General features: G+C 57.7%; 14 protein-coding genes and 2 pseudogenes. 3 read left to right on the top strand and 13 right to left on the bottom strand.

Features of this window, described 5'->3' with window-relative positions:
• Positions 1 to 54: 54 nt before the first annotated feature.
• Positions 55 to 1,080 (top strand): iron ABC transporter substrate-binding protein, encoded by a 1,026-nt coding sequence (locus tag ACZRJQ_RS10620; protein WP_463978311.1) that lies wholly within the window; start codon positions 55 to 57, stop codon positions 1,078 to 1,080.
• A complete protein-coding gene (locus ACZRJQ_RS10625) occupies positions 1,080 to 2,633 on the top strand; it encodes an ABC transporter permease (RefSeq protein WP_463978312.1) in 1,554 nt (517 codons plus the stop codon). Before ACZRJQ_RS10620 ends, ACZRJQ_RS10625 begins: the two co-directional genes overlap by 1 nt.
• 35 nt (positions 2,634 to 2,668) lie before the next feature.
• On the opposite strand, the pseudogene ACZRJQ_RS10630 reads toward ACZRJQ_RS10625, so the two are convergent.
• The 13 genes and pseudogenes from ACZRJQ_RS10630 to ACZRJQ_RS10690 all read right to left on the bottom strand — a co-directional run.
• Positions 2,669 to 3,163 (bottom strand): annotated as a pseudogene (locus tag ACZRJQ_RS10630) (methyl-accepting chemotaxis protein); the annotation flags it as partial.
• 363 nt (positions 3,164 to 3,526) lie between these two features.
• Positions 3,527 to 4,603, bottom strand: a pseudogene (locus ACZRJQ_RS10635) (HAMP domain-containing protein); the annotation flags it as partial.
• Positions 4,604 to 4,733: 130 nt separating this feature from the next.
• Positions 4,734 to 6,023, bottom strand: coding sequence for an adenylosuccinate synthase (locus ACZRJQ_RS10640; RefSeq protein WP_463978313.1), 1,290 nt, complete (start codon positions 6,021 to 6,023; stop codon positions 4,734 to 4,736).
• Positions 6,024 to 6,077: 54 nt separating this feature from the next.
• A complete protein-coding gene (locus ACZRJQ_RS10645; protein ID WP_463978314.1) occupies positions 6,078 to 7,265 on the bottom strand; it encodes an ATP phosphoribosyltransferase regulatory subunit in 1,188 nt (395 codons plus the stop codon).
• Positions 7,266 to 7,660: 395 nt separating this feature from the next.
• Positions 7,661 to 8,539, bottom strand: coding sequence for a protease modulator HflC (hflC, locus tag ACZRJQ_RS10650; RefSeq protein WP_463978315.1), 879 nt, complete (start codon positions 8,537 to 8,539; stop codon positions 7,661 to 7,663).
• Complete coding sequence (gene hflK / locus ACZRJQ_RS10655) at positions 8,539 to 9,720, bottom strand: FtsH protease activity modulator HflK (RefSeq protein ID WP_463978316.1); 1,182 nt, start codon at positions 9,718 to 9,720, stop codon at positions 8,539 to 8,541. Before hflK ends, hflC begins: the two co-directional genes overlap by 1 nt.
• 96 nt (positions 9,721 to 9,816) lie before the next feature.
• Positions 9,817 to 11,118, bottom strand: a complete 1,302-nt coding sequence (hflX, locus tag ACZRJQ_RS10660) for a ribosome rescue GTPase HflX (protein WP_463978317.1) — start codon at positions 11,116 to 11,118, stop codon at positions 9,817 to 9,819.
• 12 nt (positions 11,119 to 11,130) lie between these two features.
• Positions 11,131 to 11,391 (bottom strand): RNA chaperone Hfq, encoded by a 261-nt coding sequence (gene hfq / locus ACZRJQ_RS10665; RefSeq protein WP_463978318.1) that lies wholly within the window; start codon positions 11,389 to 11,391, stop codon positions 11,131 to 11,133.
• Between the two features lie 90 nt (positions 11,392 to 11,481).
• Entirely contained in the window at positions 11,482 to 12,462 is a 981-nt protein-coding gene (gene miaA / locus ACZRJQ_RS10670; protein WP_463978319.1) for a tRNA (adenosine(37)-N6)-dimethylallyltransferase MiaA, read from the bottom strand.
• Positions 12,462 to 14,375, bottom strand: coding sequence for a DNA mismatch repair endonuclease MutL (mutL, locus tag ACZRJQ_RS10675; RefSeq protein ID WP_463978320.1), 1,914 nt, complete (start codon positions 14,373 to 14,375; stop codon positions 12,462 to 12,464). The genes miaA and mutL overlap by 1 nt, the downstream gene beginning before the upstream one ends.
• Positions 14,372 to 15,784, bottom strand: a complete 1,413-nt coding sequence (locus ACZRJQ_RS10680) for an N-acetylmuramoyl-L-alanine amidase (RefSeq protein WP_463978321.1) — start codon at positions 15,782 to 15,784, stop codon at positions 14,372 to 14,374. The genes mutL and ACZRJQ_RS10680 overlap by 4 nt, the downstream gene beginning before the upstream one ends.
• 14 nt (positions 15,785 to 15,798) lie before the next feature.
• Positions 15,799 to 16,269, bottom strand: coding sequence for a tRNA (adenosine(37)-N6)-threonylcarbamoyltransferase complex ATPase subunit type 1 TsaE (tsaE, locus tag ACZRJQ_RS10685; RefSeq protein WP_463978322.1), 471 nt, complete (start codon positions 16,267 to 16,269; stop codon positions 15,799 to 15,801).
• Positions 16,257 to 17,117: an NAD(P)H-hydrate dehydratase gene (locus tag ACZRJQ_RS10690; protein WP_463978323.1), complete on the bottom strand. Its 861-nt coding sequence runs from the start codon at positions 17,115 to 17,117 to the stop codon at positions 16,257 to 16,259. Before ACZRJQ_RS10690 ends, tsaE begins: the two co-directional genes overlap by 13 nt.
• Positions 17,118 to 17,179: 62 nt before the next feature.
• On the opposite strand from ACZRJQ_RS10690, the gene queG reads away from it, so the two are divergent.
• Entirely contained in the window at positions 17,180 to 18,247 is a 1,068-nt protein-coding gene (queG, locus tag ACZRJQ_RS10695; RefSeq protein WP_463978324.1) for a tRNA epoxyqueuosine(34) reductase QueG, read from the top strand.
• Positions 18,248 to 18,251: the final 4 nt, after the last annotated feature.

Genomic DNA, 18,251 nt, shown 5'->3' on the forward strand with positions numbered 1-18,251 from the left:
ATATCGTTTATTATTGTTACAAGTTTTGTAGTACCCAAGCGAGGAACCCAGCGAATGATGCTCCGAAATACCCAGCTTGCGACATTTCTACTGCGCGGCCTGTCCATCGCCGCTTTAGGTCTGACACTGACCGCACCCACCGCCTACGCCGCCGATAAAGTTTCTCTGACCTTGTATAACGGCCAGCACAAAGAAGTGGGCGACAACCTCGCCGCAGCCTTTGAGGCCAAAACAGGCATCCACGTCAACGTGCGCAAAGGCAGCAGCAACCAACTGGCCAGCCAGATCATGGAAGAAGGTGATCGCTCGCCTGCTGACGTGTTTTACGCCGAAGAATCCCCGCCCCTGAACAACTTGGGTGAACAGGGTTTTCTGGCCAAGGCAGACGACAGCACCCTGCAAGCATTGCCTCAAGAATACGTGGCCGCTAACGGCACATGGATTGGCGTCACGGCGCGTACCCGTGTTGTAGCGTTCAACCCCAAGTTGATCAAAGAAGAAGAGCTGCCCAAGTCGGTGCTCGATTTTGCCGACCCTGAATGGCAAGGCAAAATTGGCTTTGTGCCCACCAGCGGCGCCTTTCAAGAACAAGCCGTTGCCATCATCAAACTGCACGGGCGTGAAGCAGCAGAAGAATGGCTAACGGGCCTGCGCGCCTTCGGCAAGACCTACACCAACAACATGGTGGCGCTCAAGGCGGTTGAAAATGGCGAAGTCGCCGCCGTTTTGGTCAACAACTACTACTGGTTTGCACTGGAAAAAGAGAAAGGCAAGCTGGACTCCAAACTGCACTACTTCACTGACGGCGATGCGGGCGGCTTGATCACCGTGTCCAGCGCAGGCGTGTTGAAAGCCAGCAAGCATCCCAAAGAAGCCCAGCAACTGCTCGCCTACATGGCCAGTGAAGAAGGCCAGCGTGTGATCACCAACACCACTGCTGAGTACCCAATGCGTAAAGGCATGGTGTCGGATCGTGGGCTTAAGCCATTCGAAGAACTGCAAGCGCCCAAAGTCACCCCGGCTGATCTGGGCAACGCCGAAGAAGCGCTGGACCTTGAACGCGACGTGGGCCTGCTCTGATGCTGTCTGGCGCCCAACCCGCACGCTTCACCCTAAAACCTAAAAGGCCTTCGATCTGGCTGCTGTTGCCCGTGCTGTTACTGGTGGGCCTCAGCCTGTTGCCGCTGCTGTACGTCGGCACCAAGGCCTGGCAGGCCGGATGGGCGCAGGCGGCGAATCTGTTGTGGCGCCCTTATGTCTTTGGCTTGATGCGCAACACGTTGATGCTGATGGTCGGCGTTACCGTGACCTGCGCGCTGGTCGGGCTGTCTTTGGCGTGGCTGCTTGAACGCAGCAACCTGCCGGGACGGCGCTTGTGGGGCGTAATTTTGTGCCTGCCGTTTGCCGTTCCGGCCTTCGTCAGCAGCTTCACTTGGGTGTCGCTCAGTTCCAGCTTTGAGGGCTTGGGCGGCGCCATTCTGGTGATGAGCCTGTCCAAATACCCACTGATTTTTTTGCCGGTCGCGGCCACCTTGCGCAACCTCGACCCGGCACTTGAAGAGTCGGCCCGCACCTTAGGGCAGAACCGTTGGGGCGTGTTTTTCAAAATCACGCTGCCGCTGCTCTGGCCTTCATTGCTGGCGGGCTCACTGTTGATTGCCCTGCACATGCTGGTGGAGTTTGGCGCGCTGTCGATTATCGGCCTGCAAACCTTCACCACCGCGATCTATCAACAGTTTGAGCTGGAGTTCAGTAACGCCAATGCGGCGATGCTGTCTGCGGTGCTGCTGGTGATGTGCCTGAGCCTGTTGTGGCTGGAACTGAAAGTGCGCGGCAAGGGCCGCCACATTCGCATTGGCCAAGGTGCAGCCCGTCACGCCGAACAAGTGCGACTGGGCAAGTGGTCAATTTTGGGGCAGGTGTATTGCTTGGGGCTGGCCATTATCGGCAGCGGTATTCCATTGGGCATGCTGGTGTTTTGGCTGGTAAAAGGCAGCTCAGCCGCGTTCCCGATGGCGGCCATTGGCGAAGCGCTGTTTTCGTCGCTGTCATTGGCGTTGGGGGGCGCAGCGCTGTGTTTGGTGCTGGCCGTTCCCGTTGGGCTGTTGGTGGTGCGCTATAAGGGCCAATTGGCGATCTGGGCCGAGCGCCTTCCGTATTTGCTGCATGCACTGCCGGGGCTGGTCATCGCCTTGGCGCTGGTGTACTTCGCGCTGCATTACGTGCCCGCGCTGTACCAAACTTCAGCTCTGCTGCTAGTCGCCTATGCCTTGTTGTTTTTGCCACTGGCGCAAGCGCCGATTCGTACTGCGCTGAACAAAGCCGCCCCGCAGCTTGAAGAAGCCGCACGGACGTTGGGCGCATCGTCGTTCTCGGCGTTTTGCCGAGTGACGCTGCCGATCATCTTCCCGGCATTGGGTGCGGCCTTCGCGCTGGTGTTTCTCGATGCCATGAAAGAGCTGACGGCCACGCTGCTATTGAGCCCGACCGGGCTTAATACCCTGGCCACCCAAGTTTGGGCGCACACCTCCAACATCGAATTTGCGGCAGCAGCGCCTTATGCCGCGCTGCTGATTGTGGTGTCGGGGCTGCCGGTTTACTTGCTCACAACCAAGATGTATTTGAGCCGCTGACAAAGCAAAAGATCGCAGGCTGCGATCTTTTGACCTCAAGCCCTGAACTGCCCCAAGCTTGCTTTGAGTTGCGCCGCCAAGCCATCGAGCACTTGCCCGCTGGCCGTGGTTTCATTTACAGCTTGGGCGGCGCGTTCAGCCTGAGCATGGATCACCTCAACTCGCCCACGCACAGCCTGTGCGCCCTGCGCCTGATGCGCTGCGGCTTTAGTGGCCTCGCCAATCGCTGCGTGCACCTGTTCAACGGATGCCTGAACGGTCTTTTGTAATTGCACGCTGCCACGCAATACGGCCAAGCCTTCGTTGGCTTGACGACCCGCCAGACCAATCGCGGCCACAGCTTCTTTGGCGCCTTGCTGCAAGGCCACGATGTGCGCCTGAATATCTCCGGTAGAGCTTTGCGTCTTGCTGGCCAGCGCTCGCACCTCATCAGCGACCACCGCAAACCCGCGACCGGTTTCGCCTGCCCGAGCGGCCTCAATGGCTGCGTTCAAAGCCAGTAGATTGGTTTGCTCAGCAATGCCGTGAATGACTGTCAGCACCACTTCGATTTGCTCGCTTTGCTGCGCCAGCCGCTCAATAACTTTTGCCCCAGCGCCCACTTGCCCTGCCAGCGCTTCAATGAGGCCGCCCACCTGAGCCGACGTTCGGGTGTTTTCATCTGTGGCCTGACGAATGTCCAAGACCTGCTTGAGCGCCGCCTGCATTGCATGGCTTTCCGATTGTGCTGCGTCGGCCATAGTCGACAGCGCTTCAAGGCTTTGCGCCACTTCATCACGCTGCATTTGCGCCGCAGCATTGGCGCCCGCGTTACGCACGGTCATTGCGCCGATTTCAACGCCGGTACGCTGCGCAACATCACCGGCTTCGCGCACGATAGGCTGCAGTTTTTCGACAAAGCGGTTAACCGCCGCCGCCATGTCACCAATCTCGTCCTTGCTGTTAAGGCCCACACGTTTGGTCAGATCCCCCTCACCTGCTGCCAAGTCGTCCAGCGCCGCAATTAACAACAGCAACTTGTTGACCACTCGCCGGCCCAGCACCACAGCCAGCAAAAGCAATACGCCCAAGCCCACAATCGCCAAGCCCAAGCCAATGCGCCAGCGCAAGGTGTCAGCCGCTTCACGCACAACGGTGGCGGTGTTGGCCTGCATCTGCGCCGCTGCAGCCTGAGCCGATTGCAAACGCGCGCCCAGGGCCGCAGCACTGTCACTGGCCGCCCCTTGCAGGCTTTCGCCGACCAACTGCTCGCTATTCACGATCAACGTTGCAAAACGCTTATCAAGGGCAGCCAAGTCCTTCTCTACTGACGCGGTGGAAACCCCCATCAAAACCTTGCCGATCTCGACACCGTTAGGGCTAATGGGCGCTTCGAGGTAATACACGGCTGGATCGCTGCGAGCGGCATCCAGCACTTTGTCGAGCGCACGCTCGCCTTTGCCCCTTTCCAAAAGCGCTTTGTTGATAGGGTTTTCACGATTGAGGTAACGCGTCAGATGTTGCCCCGCTGCGTCGTCATACACCACAAACAACACATTGGGATTGCGCTGAGCGCGACGGGCGAATTCAGACAGCGCAGGAACATCACTGTCCCACATGGCACGGGGCGCGACAGCCGCCAGCAGTTGCGCCATATCGTTGGCCGAATCCATCAGACTCTTCTCCAGCGTACCCCACAGCTGTTCTTGCTCTTCTTTTAAGCGAGGCGCCAAACCGGCGGTCAAACGTTCGCGTGTACTGGCAGAAAGGCTGTCCAAACTGCCTTTGACTTCACGTCCGGCCTGCTCAAGTTCACCCGAAAGTTTTTGACTGTCAGCCCCCAGACGTACCGCTAAATCACCCTCAAGTGCAGAGACTGTGCTCCGAGTTAGTGCAACCGCCACCAACACTTGCACCAAAAGAGCGATACCAAGGGTAACGAATACCGGCCGCAATAAACGGCTTTGTAACAGTGAGAGTACGGCGGACATGGAGAACCCCTCTACATCGGTGCCATTACGTTGATGGCACACTTGGATACATTTCCTACAGCAAAGGGCGTGCCGCTTACCAAAACAACAAAAGGCCCCGAAGGGCCTTTTGTTTTACATCAACAGCGACTTAAGCGAACGGGTGACGCAGAACGATAGTTTCGTTGCGATCCGGGCCTGTCGAGATGATGTCAATCGGAGCACCGATCAGCTCTTCAACGCGCTTGATGTAAGCGCGCGCGTTAGCTGGCAGTTCTTCCAGGGTTTTGGCACCCACGGTCGACTCGGTCCAGCCTGGCACTTCTTCGTACACAGGCTGCAGGCCTACGTAGCTGTCAGCGTCAGTCGGCGCAATGTCGTTACCTTCTGCGTCTTTGTAGCCAATGCAGATGTTGATGGTTTCTAGGCCGTCGAGTACGTCCAGCTTGGTCAGGCAGATGCCCGAGATGCTGTTCACATCAATAGCACGACGCAGGATTACGGCGTCGAACCAGCCGCAACGACGAGCACGGCCAGTGGTTGCGCCGAATTCGTGACCTTGCTTGGCCAGGTGAGCGCCGACGTCGTCGAACAGCTCAGTCGGGAACGGGCCCGAACCTACGCGAGTGGTGTAAGCCTTGGTGATGCCCAGGATGTAGTCCAGGAACATCGGGCCAACGCCCGAACCCGTAGCCACGCCACCAGCAGTGGTGTTGGAGCTGGTCACGTACGGGTAGGTGCCGTGGTCGATGTCCAGCAGCGAACCCTGAGCGCCTTCAAACATGATGTCTTTGCCAGCACGACGCAGGTCGTGCAGCTCAGCAGTCACGTCCAGCATCAGCGGCTTGAGCAGCTCAGCGTATTCTTTGCACTCGGCCAGCGTTTTGTCGAAGTCGATGGCAGGCTCTTTGTAGAAACCCACCAGCATGAAGTTGTGGTATTCCACCAGTTCACGCAGTTTGGCTTCAAAGCGCGGCATGTTCAGCAGATCGCCAACGCGCAGGCCGCGACGTGCAACCTTGTCTTCGTAAGCCGGGCCAATGCCGCGACCGGTTGTACCGATCTTCAGCTCGCCACGGGCCTTTTCACGGGCCTGGTCCAGCGCAACGTGGAACGACAGGATCAGCGGGCAGGACGGGCTGATACGCAGACGCTCACGCACCGGTACGCCTTTTTCTTCCAGCTTGATGATTTCACGCAGCAGGGCGTCGGGAGCAACCACCACACCGTTGCCGATCAGGCATTGCACGCCTTCGCGCAATACGCCCGATGGAATCAGGTGCAAAACGGTTTTTTCGCCGTCGATGACCAAGGTGTGGCCAGCGTTGTGGCCACCTTGGTAGCGCACTACAGCGGCAGCATGTTCGGTCAGCAGATCAACGATCTTGCCTTTGCCCTCATCACCCCATTGGGTGCCCAGGACTACGACATTCTTACCCATAACACTTGTCCTCATTCGCGCAAACTTGGTGCCGGCAGCCGCCGGCAGGAAAACTCAAGAAACCAGCGGCACTACTTGCCACAAGTCGTTCTGCTGAATCAATTGGCGGTCACAGTCTGCCTCACGGGCGGCGGTCAGTGGCTGCCCGGGCAATGCCTGAACCACACGCTGACCTTCACTGCGAAGCTGGCAAACGTGCTGCCAGAGTGCCGCATCTGTGCTGTCGGGCATCCAGATACCGCCAGACGGTAGCTCGACTTCAGCACGCCCCAGGGTTACCAGGGTTTTCAAATCGGTAGAGAAGCCGGTAGCCGGACGGGCACGACCGAAGTCAGCACCGATATCGTCATACCGACCGCCCTGAGCGATGGAGTCTCCAACGCCCGGTACAAAGACCGCAAACACGACACCCGTGTGGTAGTGATACCCACGCAACTCACCCAGGTCGAAATACAACGGCAACTGAGGGAAGCGCACAGACAACCGCTCGGCAATTGCCAGCAAGTCGTCCAGAGCAGCCAATACCGGGGCCGGAGCCTTGGCCAGTCGCACACGTGCAGCGTCCAGTACTTCACGGCCGCCACACAAATCAACCAATGCCCGCAGCATACCTGCCAAATCAGCGGGCAAGCCTTCGGTCAAGGCTGTTACTTCGTCGATCGCCTTACGTTGCAGGGCGTCGAACAATTGTTGTTCCACTTCAACCGACAGGTTGGCCGCACGGGCCAGACCGCGGTAAATACCTACGTGTCCCAAGTCCATGTGGACATCCGGAACGTCAGCCAGTTGCAGCATTGCCAGCATCAGGCTGATGACTTCTACGTCGCTGCTCGGGCTGGCATCACCATACAACTCGGCACCCAACTGAATCGGGCTGCGTGAGGACGACAATGCACGTGGCTGAGCATGCAATACGCTACCGGCATAGCACAGACGACTCGGCCCTTCACGACGCAGGGTATGCGCATCAATGCGCGCTACTTGCGGGGTGATGTCGGCACGAAAACCCATCTGGCGACCCGTTTGCGGGTCAATAACCTTAAAGGTCCGCAAGTCGAGGTCCTGGCCAGCCCCTGTCAACAGGGACTCCAGGTATTCGATATGCGGGGTGACGACGAACTCATAGCCCCAGCTCTGGAACAGATCCAACACCTGACGGCGTGCGACTTCGATACGCGCAGCCTCAGGTGGAAGTACTTCTTCGATGCCATCTGGCAAGAGCCAGCGGTCTACCGTTGCCATTACGCCATTCCCCTATGATCCGGGCGGCCAGCCAGCAGGCGAGCCTTGAGTAAAGCAGAACGTGCCTGCGTCTTGAACGCGCACAGCAAAAAAGCCCGAAACGACAGGCTCAGACAGCACATTCCTCGAAAAATCTGCCGACGCTGTACCAGCCAGTCGGTCAATCAAACATGCAGACGCAAAAAAGCCGGGAATTTCCCGGCTGCCGCATCATACACACGTTTTCTAAAAGGATCACCCCGCCAGGCAATTTGACCGCCGGGCGGAGTGAGTACATGCGACGCATTCTATGCAGAAGCGGCCTTGCTCGTGATTGCTTCAACGCAGTTTCATTGCCAAACCGCGCTGCCTGCATCGCGAGCAAGCTCGCTCCTACAAGAGTGGCCACATACCTTTTACTGCTGCTGCGGCTTGGATTTTTCCAGATAGCGGAAAAAATCGCTGCTTGGGTCCAGAACCAGAACGTCGCTCTTGTTCGCAAAGCTTTCGCGGTAAGCGCGCAGGCTGCGATAGAACTTGTAGAACTCCTGATCCTGACCATAAGCCTTGGAGTAGATCGCCGCGGCCTGAGCATCACCATCACCGCGTGCTTCTTCGGACTGACGATACGCCTCAGCCAGCAGTACACGACGTTGACGATCGGCGTCAGCACGAATGCCTTCTGCCAGCTCGTTACCCTTGGCCCGGTGCTCACGAGCTTCACGCTCACGCTCGGTGCTCATACGTTCGAAAACGCTGCGGTTCACTTCTTTAGGCAGGTCGATAGCCTTGACCCGAACATCGACAACTTCGATGCCCAGCTCTTTTTCAGCCATTTTGTTCAGCGATGCAGTGATGTCAGCCATCAACGCATCACGCTCACCCGACACCACTTCGTGCAGGGTGCGCTTACCGAACTGGTCACGCAGGCCTGATTCCAGACGACGCGACAAGCGCTCGTCAGCAATCTGCTTCATGCCGGAGGTTGCGGTGTAGAAGCGCTCGGCATCTTTCACGCGCCACTTGGCGAAGGCATCAACCATTACAGCTTTCTTTTCCAGCGTCAGAAAACGCTGAGTCGGCGCATCCAGCGTCATCAGGCGGGCGTCAAACTTGCGCACCTGGTTAACGTAAGGAATTTTCACGTGCATGCCAGGCTGAACATCCGCCTGAACCACGCGCCCAAAGCGCAGCAGCACTGCACGTTCGGTTTGCGAGACGATGTAGAAGCTGTTCCAGGCAACCACCGCCACGACAACGCCAACAATAAGGGCGATCAGCGATTTATTGCTCATCAGCGACTCTCCCTGGTACGCGGTTGTTGCGGCAGATCTGTACTGACGTGCGAGGCAGCATCGTTAGTGCTCGCCGCGGCTGCCGAACCCGTTGCCGGGGTGCTGCCATTACGACCTTCGATCATTTTGTCCAGCGGCAAGTAAAGCAGGTTGCTCTGGCCGTTTTTGTTGCCGGTCACGAGAACCTTGCTGGTATTGCTGAAGACTTCCTGCATGGTGTCCAGATACAGACGATCACGCGTAACTTCTGGTGCCTTGCGGTACTCGGCGACCAGCTTGGTAAAGCGGTCTGCTTCACCCTTGGCGCGAGAAACCACTTCGTCGCGGTAGCCGTTGGCATCTTCGATGATGCGCTGAGCTTGACCACGGGCTTCTGGCACCACGCCATTGGCGTAGCTTTCAGCCTGGTTACGAGCACGCTGTTCGTCTTCACGAGCACGAATCACGTCATCAAAGGCTTCTTGTACTTCACGCGGTGCAGCTGCGTTTTGTACGTTGACCTGAGTCACCGTGATACCGGTCTTGTAGGTATCGAGGAAGCGCTGCAAGCGTTCCTTGATTTCGACTGCCATTTGCTCACGACCTTCGGTCAGCACCTTGTCCATCGAGGTAGAACCCACGACGTGACGCAAGGCGCTGTCGGTGGCCTGCTGAAGGCTGACTTCTGGCTGATCAACGTTAAGCACGAAATCGCGCAGGTTGCTGATCTTGTACTGCACGGTCAGCGGCACTTCGACGATGTTTTCGTCTTCAGTGAGCATCTGACCCTGCTTGGTGTACGCACGCTCACGCGTTACGTTTTCCATGTACTTTTTATCGAACGGCGGCAGGTAGAGGTTCAAACCTGGCCCTACGGTTTCGTAGTACTTGCCCAAGCGCAGCACAACGGCTTGCTCTTGTTCATCGACCACGTACACGGCGCTGTAAAGCCAGACAGCCGCAAGCACGACCAGACCGATGCCGAGCAGGCCAAAGCCAGCGCCCTTGCCATTCGATCCGCCGTCGCTGCCACTACCGCCAGTGCGTTTTTTTCCACCACCGAACAACCCATTCAGGCTTTCCTGCAGCTTACGGAAGGCCTCGTCGAGATCTGGTGGTCCCTTGCGGTCGCCATTTTTAGGGCGTTTGCCACCCCAAGGATCTTGATTATTCGAGTTGCCACCCGGCTCATTCCAAGCCATAGCGCTCTCCATCTGATAAAGCAAAGACGCGCCCACGGCGCGCCGACCAATGCTACAGAATGCCTATCACAGCGGCACGACCGCTTTGCGAGGCTTTTATTGCAAAGTGTGTTCTTCGATGAACTCTGCGGGCTGTATCCCTTCGCGGCTGACCAAGCGATTAAGCTCGGATCGCGGCAGGCGGACAGCCAGCAGGCAGACACCTTCATCGTCGTGCTCTTCTTTTTGCACCGCACCCAACTCAAAGAACTGCGCTCGCAGTCGAGCAAAACGCTGGCCCAAGCGCAAGGTCCCAACGAACAAATCATTGCCCAACAACTCGGCAATGGCTTGTTCCAGCAACTCCAACCCTTGCCCGTTGCGCGCCGACAACCAGACCCGCTGCGGTTTGCCATCGGCATCGCGCTGGATCTGCGGCTCAACGCCTTCAAGCAAATCGATTTTGTTGTAGACCTCGAGGATCGGCAAGTCTTGGGCGCCAATCTCGCCCAACACCACCATCACCTGCTCGATCTGCGCCATGCGCTCAGGCTCGTGCGCATCAATCACATGCAGCAACAAGTCGGAATTGCTCGACTCTTCGAGCGTAGACCGGAAAGCTTCAACTAGCTTGTGCGGAAGGTGACGAATAAAGCCCACGGTGTCAGCCAGTACAATCGGCCCCAAGTCGCCCAAATCAAGGCGGCGCAAGGTCGGGTCGAGTGTGGCGAACAATTGGTCGGCCGCAAAGACGTCAGAACCGGTGACCGAATTGAACAACGTGGATTTACCCGCGTTGGTATAGCCCACCAGCGACACCGTAGGAATGTCGGCGCGTTGGCGCCCTCTACGAGACTGCTCGCGTTGACTGCGGACTTTTTTCAGACGGGACTTGATCTGACTCATGCGAACACGCAGCAGACGTCGGTCGGTTTCGAGCTGGGTTTCACCCGGGCCACGACTACCGATGCCACCCCCTTGACGCTCAAGGTGAGTCCAGCCGCGCACAAGACGCGTGCTCATGTGGTCAAGCTGGGCCAGTTCGACCTGGAGCTTGCCTTCATGGGTACGGGCGCGTTGGGCGAAGATGTCGAGAATCAGCCCGGTACGGTCAAGCACACGACACTCAAACACACGTTCGAGATTTCGCTCCTGACTGGGCGTGAGGACGTGATTAAAAATCACAATGTCGACCTTCTCGGCCTTGACCAGGTCGCGCAGTTCCTCGACCTTGCCAGTGCCAATCAGGTACTTGGCCGATGGCCGATGACGCGGCACGTTAAAAAACGCGACGGTCTCGGCGCCAGCCGATACAGCGAGCTCCTGAAACTCCTGCGGATCTTCGCGCGCCTCAGGGTCCTGACCTTCTAAGTGAACGAGGATCGCTCGTTCACCACCACCGTGGCGCTCAAAGAACAAAGCAGACTCCTATCAAGCGTTACCTGGTTCAGTGTCAGCCAGTTCAGATTCAGCTGCGCTCGGCAAACGAATTGGACGTACTGGCACTACTGTCGAGATAGCGTGTTTGTAGACCATCTGGCTGACTGTGTTTTTCAGCAGAATTACAAACTGGTCGAAAGATTCGATAGTGCCCTGCAACTTGATCCCGTTGACCAAGTAGATGGAAACGCCCACCTTCTCTTTACGCAAAGTATTCAAGTAAGGGTCTTGTAGCGAATGCCCTTTTGACATATGCCGCACTCCTGTAAGGATAAAAAAATAGAAACGAAATTGGATGACTGATGACGCCACACCCATAGGATAGACGGCATTTCTGGAGACTCAGCTCAATATGGAGACCGATCCCAGGTATTTCAAGGCTCGCGGCAGATTGTCGCAGTCCAGACTGTCAAGCCACTGTAGATCAGCCCAACTGCGCAACCAGGTGAACTGACGCTTGGCCAATTGGCGCGTGGCAATGATGCCGCGCTCCTGCATCTCGGCCGCTGTCAGCTTCCCATCCAGGTAATCCCACACTTGGCGATAACCCACAGCACGTATAGACGGCAACCCTGCATGCAGGTCACTTCTATTACGCAGGGCTAGGACCTCGTCGATGAATCCCTGTTCCAGCATTTGCTCAAATCTTTGTGCTATTCGCTGGTGCAGCACCTGACGGTTCGCCGGGGCGATGGCCAGATTTGCGACAGTATAGGGCAATTGACTAGCGCCTGAAGCCGCTGCTTTAGTCGTTTGTTCAGATTGTTTCTGACGATGGGCTGTCATGCTCATGCCACTGACCCGGTAAACCTCTAATGCCCGCGTCAAACGCTGCGGATCATTGGGGTGAATACGCGCCGCTGATTCAGGATCAATCGCTGCCAACTGATCGTGCAAGGCTTGCCAGCCAAGGCGCTGCGCCTCTTCTTCAAGCTGCGCGCGCACCTCTGGATCTGCTGCGGGCATATCGGCCAGCCCTTCATTCAGCGCCTTGAAATACAGCATGGTGCCGCCCACCAACAGCGGGATATTGCCCCGTGCGGTGATTTCAGCCATCGATTTGAGCGCATCGCGCCGAAAATCAGCCGCCGAATAGCTGTCAGCCGGGTCGAGGATATCGATCAGTTGATGCGGGTGCTGGGCCAGAATGTCTTTCGACGGCTTGGCCGTGCCGATGTCCATGCCGCGATAAACCAGTGCCGAATCGACGCTGACCAACTCACACGGCAGCACCTTGCTCAGCTCAATGGCTAAGTCGGTTTTACCGGCAGCGGTAGGCCCCATCAAGAAAATAGCGGGGGGTAAAGCGTTGGAACCTGTCATCAGCGACCGCGCAAAAAGAGTTTGTCCAAGTCGTCCAGGCCCATTTGGGTCCAAGTGGGACGACCATGATTGCACTGACCACTGCGCTCGGTGTTCTCCATGTCGCGCAACAAGCCGTTCATTTCCGGGATCGCCAAACGACGATTCGCCCGGATAGCGCCGTGGCACGCCATAGTGCCAAGCAGTTCGTTGAGGTGCGCTTGAATCCGGTCACTGGTGCCGTATTCCATCAAGTCAGCAAGTACGTCATGCACCAAACGCTGCGCCTCGGCTTGTTTGAGCAGCGCCGGGATTTGACGGATCGCCAAGGTCTCGGGGCCAAGGCGCTGCAATTCAAAGCCCAATCGCTGGAACCACTCAGCGTGCTCCTCGGCACAATTCGCTTCACGCTGACTCACAGCGATGGACTCCGGCACCAACAACGGCTGACCACTCAGGCCTTCACTGGCCATAGCGATTTTTAAACGTTCGTACATGATGCGTTCGTGGGCCGCGTGCATGTCGACCAACACCAACCCTTGAGCGTTTTCCGCAAGGATGTAAATGCCTTTGAGCTGTGCCAGAGCAAAGCCCAGCGGCGGAATATCGCCCTGCCCATCGGGCAACGGCGCGGCATTAGCCTCGGGCAACGGGGCAAAAAACTCCCGGTACGCGCTTTTAGCTTCATTGACCGGCACAGAAGGCGCCGAAGGCTGCGGGCGATATTGATACTGATAGCCCGCGCCAGCACCAGAACCCGGCACATGGGGAGCAGGGGCTGATTGAGGCTGTTCAAGCAAATGCGCCGCCAGACGCATTTCACCTTGTGGGCCGAACTCACCAGCATCCAGCCCGGTCGGGCGTTCGGCGCCCGGGACAGGCGCTGGCGCGGCTAATTGATCTTCGGGGCGCACATCGCCCAACGCACGGTGCAACGTGCCATAGAGGAAGTCATGCACCATGCGCCCATCACGGAAGCGCACTTCGTGTTTGGTCGGGTGAACGTTGACGTCAACCACCGAAGGGTCAACCTCAAAAAACAGTACAAACGTGGGGTGCCGGCCGTTGAACAACACATCGCGATACGCCTGACGCACCGCGTGGGCCACCAGCTTGTCGCGCACGGCTCGGCCATTGACGTAAAAGTATTGCAAGTCAGCTTGACTGCGCGAGAACGTCGGCAAGCCAACCCAACCCCACAAATGCAAACCATTGCGTTCGATCTCAATCGGCAGCGCTTGCTCCAGAAACGCCGAGCCGCATACCGCTGCCACGCGTCGGGCGCGAGCAGTGTCGTCATGAGCTTCGTGCAAGTTGAGGATCGACTTACCGTTGTGGCGCAAGTTAAAGGCCACATCAAAACGCGCCAACGCCAAGCGCTTGATCACTTCTTGCAGATGATCAAACTCGGTTTTTTCGGTTTTGAGAAATTTGCGTCGCGCCGGAGTGTTGAAAAACAGGTCGCGCACTTCAACCGACGTACCGACCGGGTGCGCCGCTGGCTGCACACGTGGCGCCATGTCGCGACCTTCTGTTTCAACCTGCCAAGCTTGGTCAGCGCCGCGCGTGCGCGAGGTTAAGGTCAAACGCGCCACAGAACTGATGGATGCCAGCGCTTCCCCACGAAACCCCAGGCTCATCACCCGCTCAAGGTCTTCGAGGTCACGAATTTTACTGGTGGCGTGTCGCGCCAGCGCCAGCGGCAAGTCATCGCTGGAGATACCGCTGCCATCGTCGCGCACCCGCAGCAGCTTGATCCCGGCTTGCTCCACGTCCACATCAATACGCTTGGCGCCCGAGTCGAGGCTGTTTTCCAACAGCTCCTTAATCACCGACGCCGGACGTTCAACCACCTCGCCCGCCGCAATCTGGTTAGCCAGACGCGGGCTGAGCAGTTCAATCCGTGCGCTGCTGTTCAGCTCCCCAGCACTCATTGCTTGGACACCAAGTCAGTGGCGGGGATGTTGAGGGTTTGGCCGATTTTCAGCTCGTCGGTTTTCAAGCTGTTGCTCGAACGCAACGTGGCAACACCCACTTGATAACGCACGGCGATCATGGCCAAGGTCTCGCCGGGAAGCACTCGGTGCTCGCGTGAACTCTGGGCAATTTTGCCGGTGTCACGCAGCCATGCAATGTAGCTGCCCGGTGGCGGATTTTGTTGGAAGAACTGACGCACGCCGCTGCTGATCGACCGAGCCAGCGCTTGCTGGTGGTTGGCCGAGGCCAGCTTGGAGGCTTCGTTGGCGTTCGAGATAAACCCGGTTTCAACGAGAATCGACGGAATGTCTGGCGACTTGAGCACCATAAACCCGGCTTGCTCTACACGTTGTTTGTGCAGTGGCGTTACGCGACCGATGTTAGTCAGCACTTTTTGGCCCACATTAAGGCTGGAGGTCAACGAAGCGGTCATCGACAGATCGAGCAACACCCCCGCCAGCATCCGGTCTTTGTCATCGAGGCTGACGTTGCCTGCACCGCCGATCAAGTCAGAACGGTTTTCGCTGTCTGCCAACCAACGGGCTGTTTCAGAGGTGGCACCGCGCTCAGACAAAGCAAACACGGAAGCACCAAAGGCCGCCTTGGACGGCGCGGCATCTGCGTGGATCGACACAAACAAATCGGCGCCCTTTTTGCGGGCGATTTCAGTTCGGCCACGCAGTGGGATGAAGTAGTCGCCCGTACGAGTCAGCTCGGCTTTAAAGCCTTTCATGCCATTGATCTGGCGCTGCAATTCTTTGGCAATTGCTAACACGACGTCTTTTTCACGCTGACCTTGGGAGCCCGAAGCGCCCGGGTCTTCACCGCCGTGACCGGCGTCAATCACCACCACAATGTTGCGTTTACCGCTAGGAATAGGCGCCAGCTTAATATCGGGCTGCGCCGGGGTGACAGGCACCACGGGCACCGTCACCACATTGGTCGCTGGCAGGCTTGGAGCAGGGTCAACTCCTTGGTCATACAGGTCGACGACCAGTCGGTTGCCATATTGCGCGTTAGGCGCAAGGGTGAAGCTCTTGGGAGTGACCGATTTTTTCAGGTCGATCACCACCCGCAAATCGGTTGGGGTGCGTTGCGCTGAGCGCAGGCTGGTGATGGGCGTGTTGGCCATCGGCACATTCAAGGTGCCGCCCAAGGTGGCACCGTTGATGTCGATCACCAGACGGTCAGGCGAGGTCAGGGTAAACACGCTGTGCTGCACCGGGCCCGTAAGGTCAAACACCAGTCGCGTGTTGTCTGGCGCACGCCACAGGCGCACGCTTTTTACTTGTGTCGCCGCAACGGCATTCACCGCCATGACACTGAGCAACAGTCCAACGACACTCAACAACGCGCGAAAGCGCATACCAAACCCCATCATTATTTGAATTCCAATGCCAAAGCTTCACACCAAGACTCGCCACGCGTGCCTTGGGGCGACAACTTCAGCGAGCGCCCGGCGTTATGCGGGCTAATGGTAATGGTCAGGTCGGGCTTTGGCAAAAAGCCTGCACCTTTATCGGGCCACTCAATCAAGCATAGAGCGTCATCGTCGAAGTAATCACGAATCCCCATGTACTCAAGCTCTTCAGGGTCGACCAAACGGTAGAGATCAAAATGGAACACCCGGGTGTCGCCAATTTCGTAAGGCTCAACCAGCGTGAAGGTCGGACTTTTAACCGCCCCGGTATGACCAAGGCCGCGAATCAAGCCGCGTGACAGGGTGGTCTTACCCATGCCGAGGTTGCCATCCAGAAAAATCAAACCGTGACCTTGGGTGATTTTCCCCAGGCGCGCACCCAGCGCGGTCATGGCCTCTTCATCAGCCAAGTGCAGTGTTAATTCAGACACGGTGTTTGCTCCTCCAACAACTGACGAATGGCTGGCATCAAGTCACTGGCCGCCAGCCCACGGCCCAATTGCCCTTGCTGCTCTCCCGCGCGGGCATGCAGCCACACCGCCAGGCACGCCGCATCAAATGCACTCATACCCTGCGCCAATAACGCCCCAATCACGCCTGCCAGCACATCGCCCAACCCGGCAGTCGCCATCGCAGGGTGCCCGTGATTGCACATGGCTAGCTCGCCATTCAGCCCGGCGACCAATGTGCCAGCACCTTTCAACACGCACACCACTGAGTATTTTTTAACCAGCGCACGGGCCGCAGCAGGGCGGTCTGCCTGCACCTGCTCAGTACTCACGCCCAGCAAACGTGCTGCCTCACCGGGATGTGGCGTCAGCACGGAGCCAAATGCCAGAGCAAGGCCAGCGTTGGACAACAGATTCAGCGCATCGGCATCCCAGACTTGTGGCATTTTTGCCTGAGCGGCCGCCGACAACAGGCTGCGCCCCCATGCAGCCTGCCCCAAGCCGGGGCCGACAACCAACACCGACGCCTGAGCCAACACGCCCATCAATTGATTAGCTGACGACACGCCCAGCGTCATCACCTCGGGCAAACGCGTTAAGGCCGCTGCGACATGTTCCGGGCGTGTCGCCAGCGACACAAGGCCTGCGCCTGAGCGTAACGCCGCGTGCGCGCTGAGGGTAATTGAACCGCCAAACCCTCGATCACCGCCAATCAGCAGCACATGCCCAAACTGGCCTTTATGGGCGTCTGAGGCACGCGCAGGCAGTCGCGCCAAGGTCTGTGCGTTGAGGGTTTGAGGAGGGGTAATCAGGTGTTTGGTCTGCGGCATGCGTGTTGGGCTCCGATGTCTGGCAGAATTATACGCATCTCAGCCCCGGTTTCTCTTGCCTCATGCCTGCTATTACTGCCGACCTCCCCGCTCTTGCCCAGTCCATCAAGGAATGGGGCCGTGAGTTGGGCTTTCAACAAGTCGCTATTGCCGGGCTTGACCTGGGTGAACACGAACAACACTTACAGCGTTGGCTGGATGCCGGCTACCACGGCGACATGGAATACATGGCCGCCCACGGCAGCAAACGCTCACACCCCGACGAGTTAGTGCCCGGCACCTTACGCGTGGTTTCGCTACGTATGGATTACCTGCCGGGCGACACTCAAATGGCGCAATTACTGGCTCAACCAGAAAAAGCCTACGTGTCGCGCTACGCCTTGGGTCGCGATTATCACAAGCTGATTCGCAAGCGTGTGCAACAACTGGCTGATCGTATTCAAGCTGAAATTGGCCCTTTCGGCTTTCGCGCCTTTGTCGACAGCGCCCCGGTGCTGGAAAAAGCCATCGCCGAAAAAGCAGGCCTCGGCTGGATTGGCAAAAACACCTTGGTGCTGAATCGTAAGGCGGGCAGCTTCTTTTTCTTGAGTGAGTTGTTTGTGGATTTGCCTCTGCCCGAAGACCCACCTCACACCACCGAACACTGTGGGCGCTGCACCGCGTGCCTGGACATTTGCCCGACCAATGCCTTTGTGGGGCCTTATGTGCTGGATGCGCGGCGCTGCATTTCGTATCTGACCATTGAGCTGAAAACCGCCATCCCCGAAGACCTGCGCCCATTAATAGGAAACCGGGTATTTGGCTGTGACGATTGCCAGATCGTGTGCCCGTGGAACCGTTTTTCCCGCCCCACAGGCGAGAGCGACTTCAAACCGCGGCATAACTTGGACAACGCCGAGTTAGCCGAGCTGTTTATGTGGGATGAAGACACATTTTTGAGCAGTACCGAAGGTTCGCCCCTACGGCGGGCAGGTTACGAGCGCTGGCTACGCAACCTCGCTGTAGGGCTGGGCAACGCGCCATCGAGCATTCCCGTACTGGAAGCACTCAAGGCGCGAAGCGATTACCCATCAGATTTGGTGCAAGAACATGTGGCATGGGCGCTCAAACAACATGCGCAGCGACAGTGAAGTA

It is taken from the genome of Pseudomonas sp. E315 (assembly GCF_055406205.1).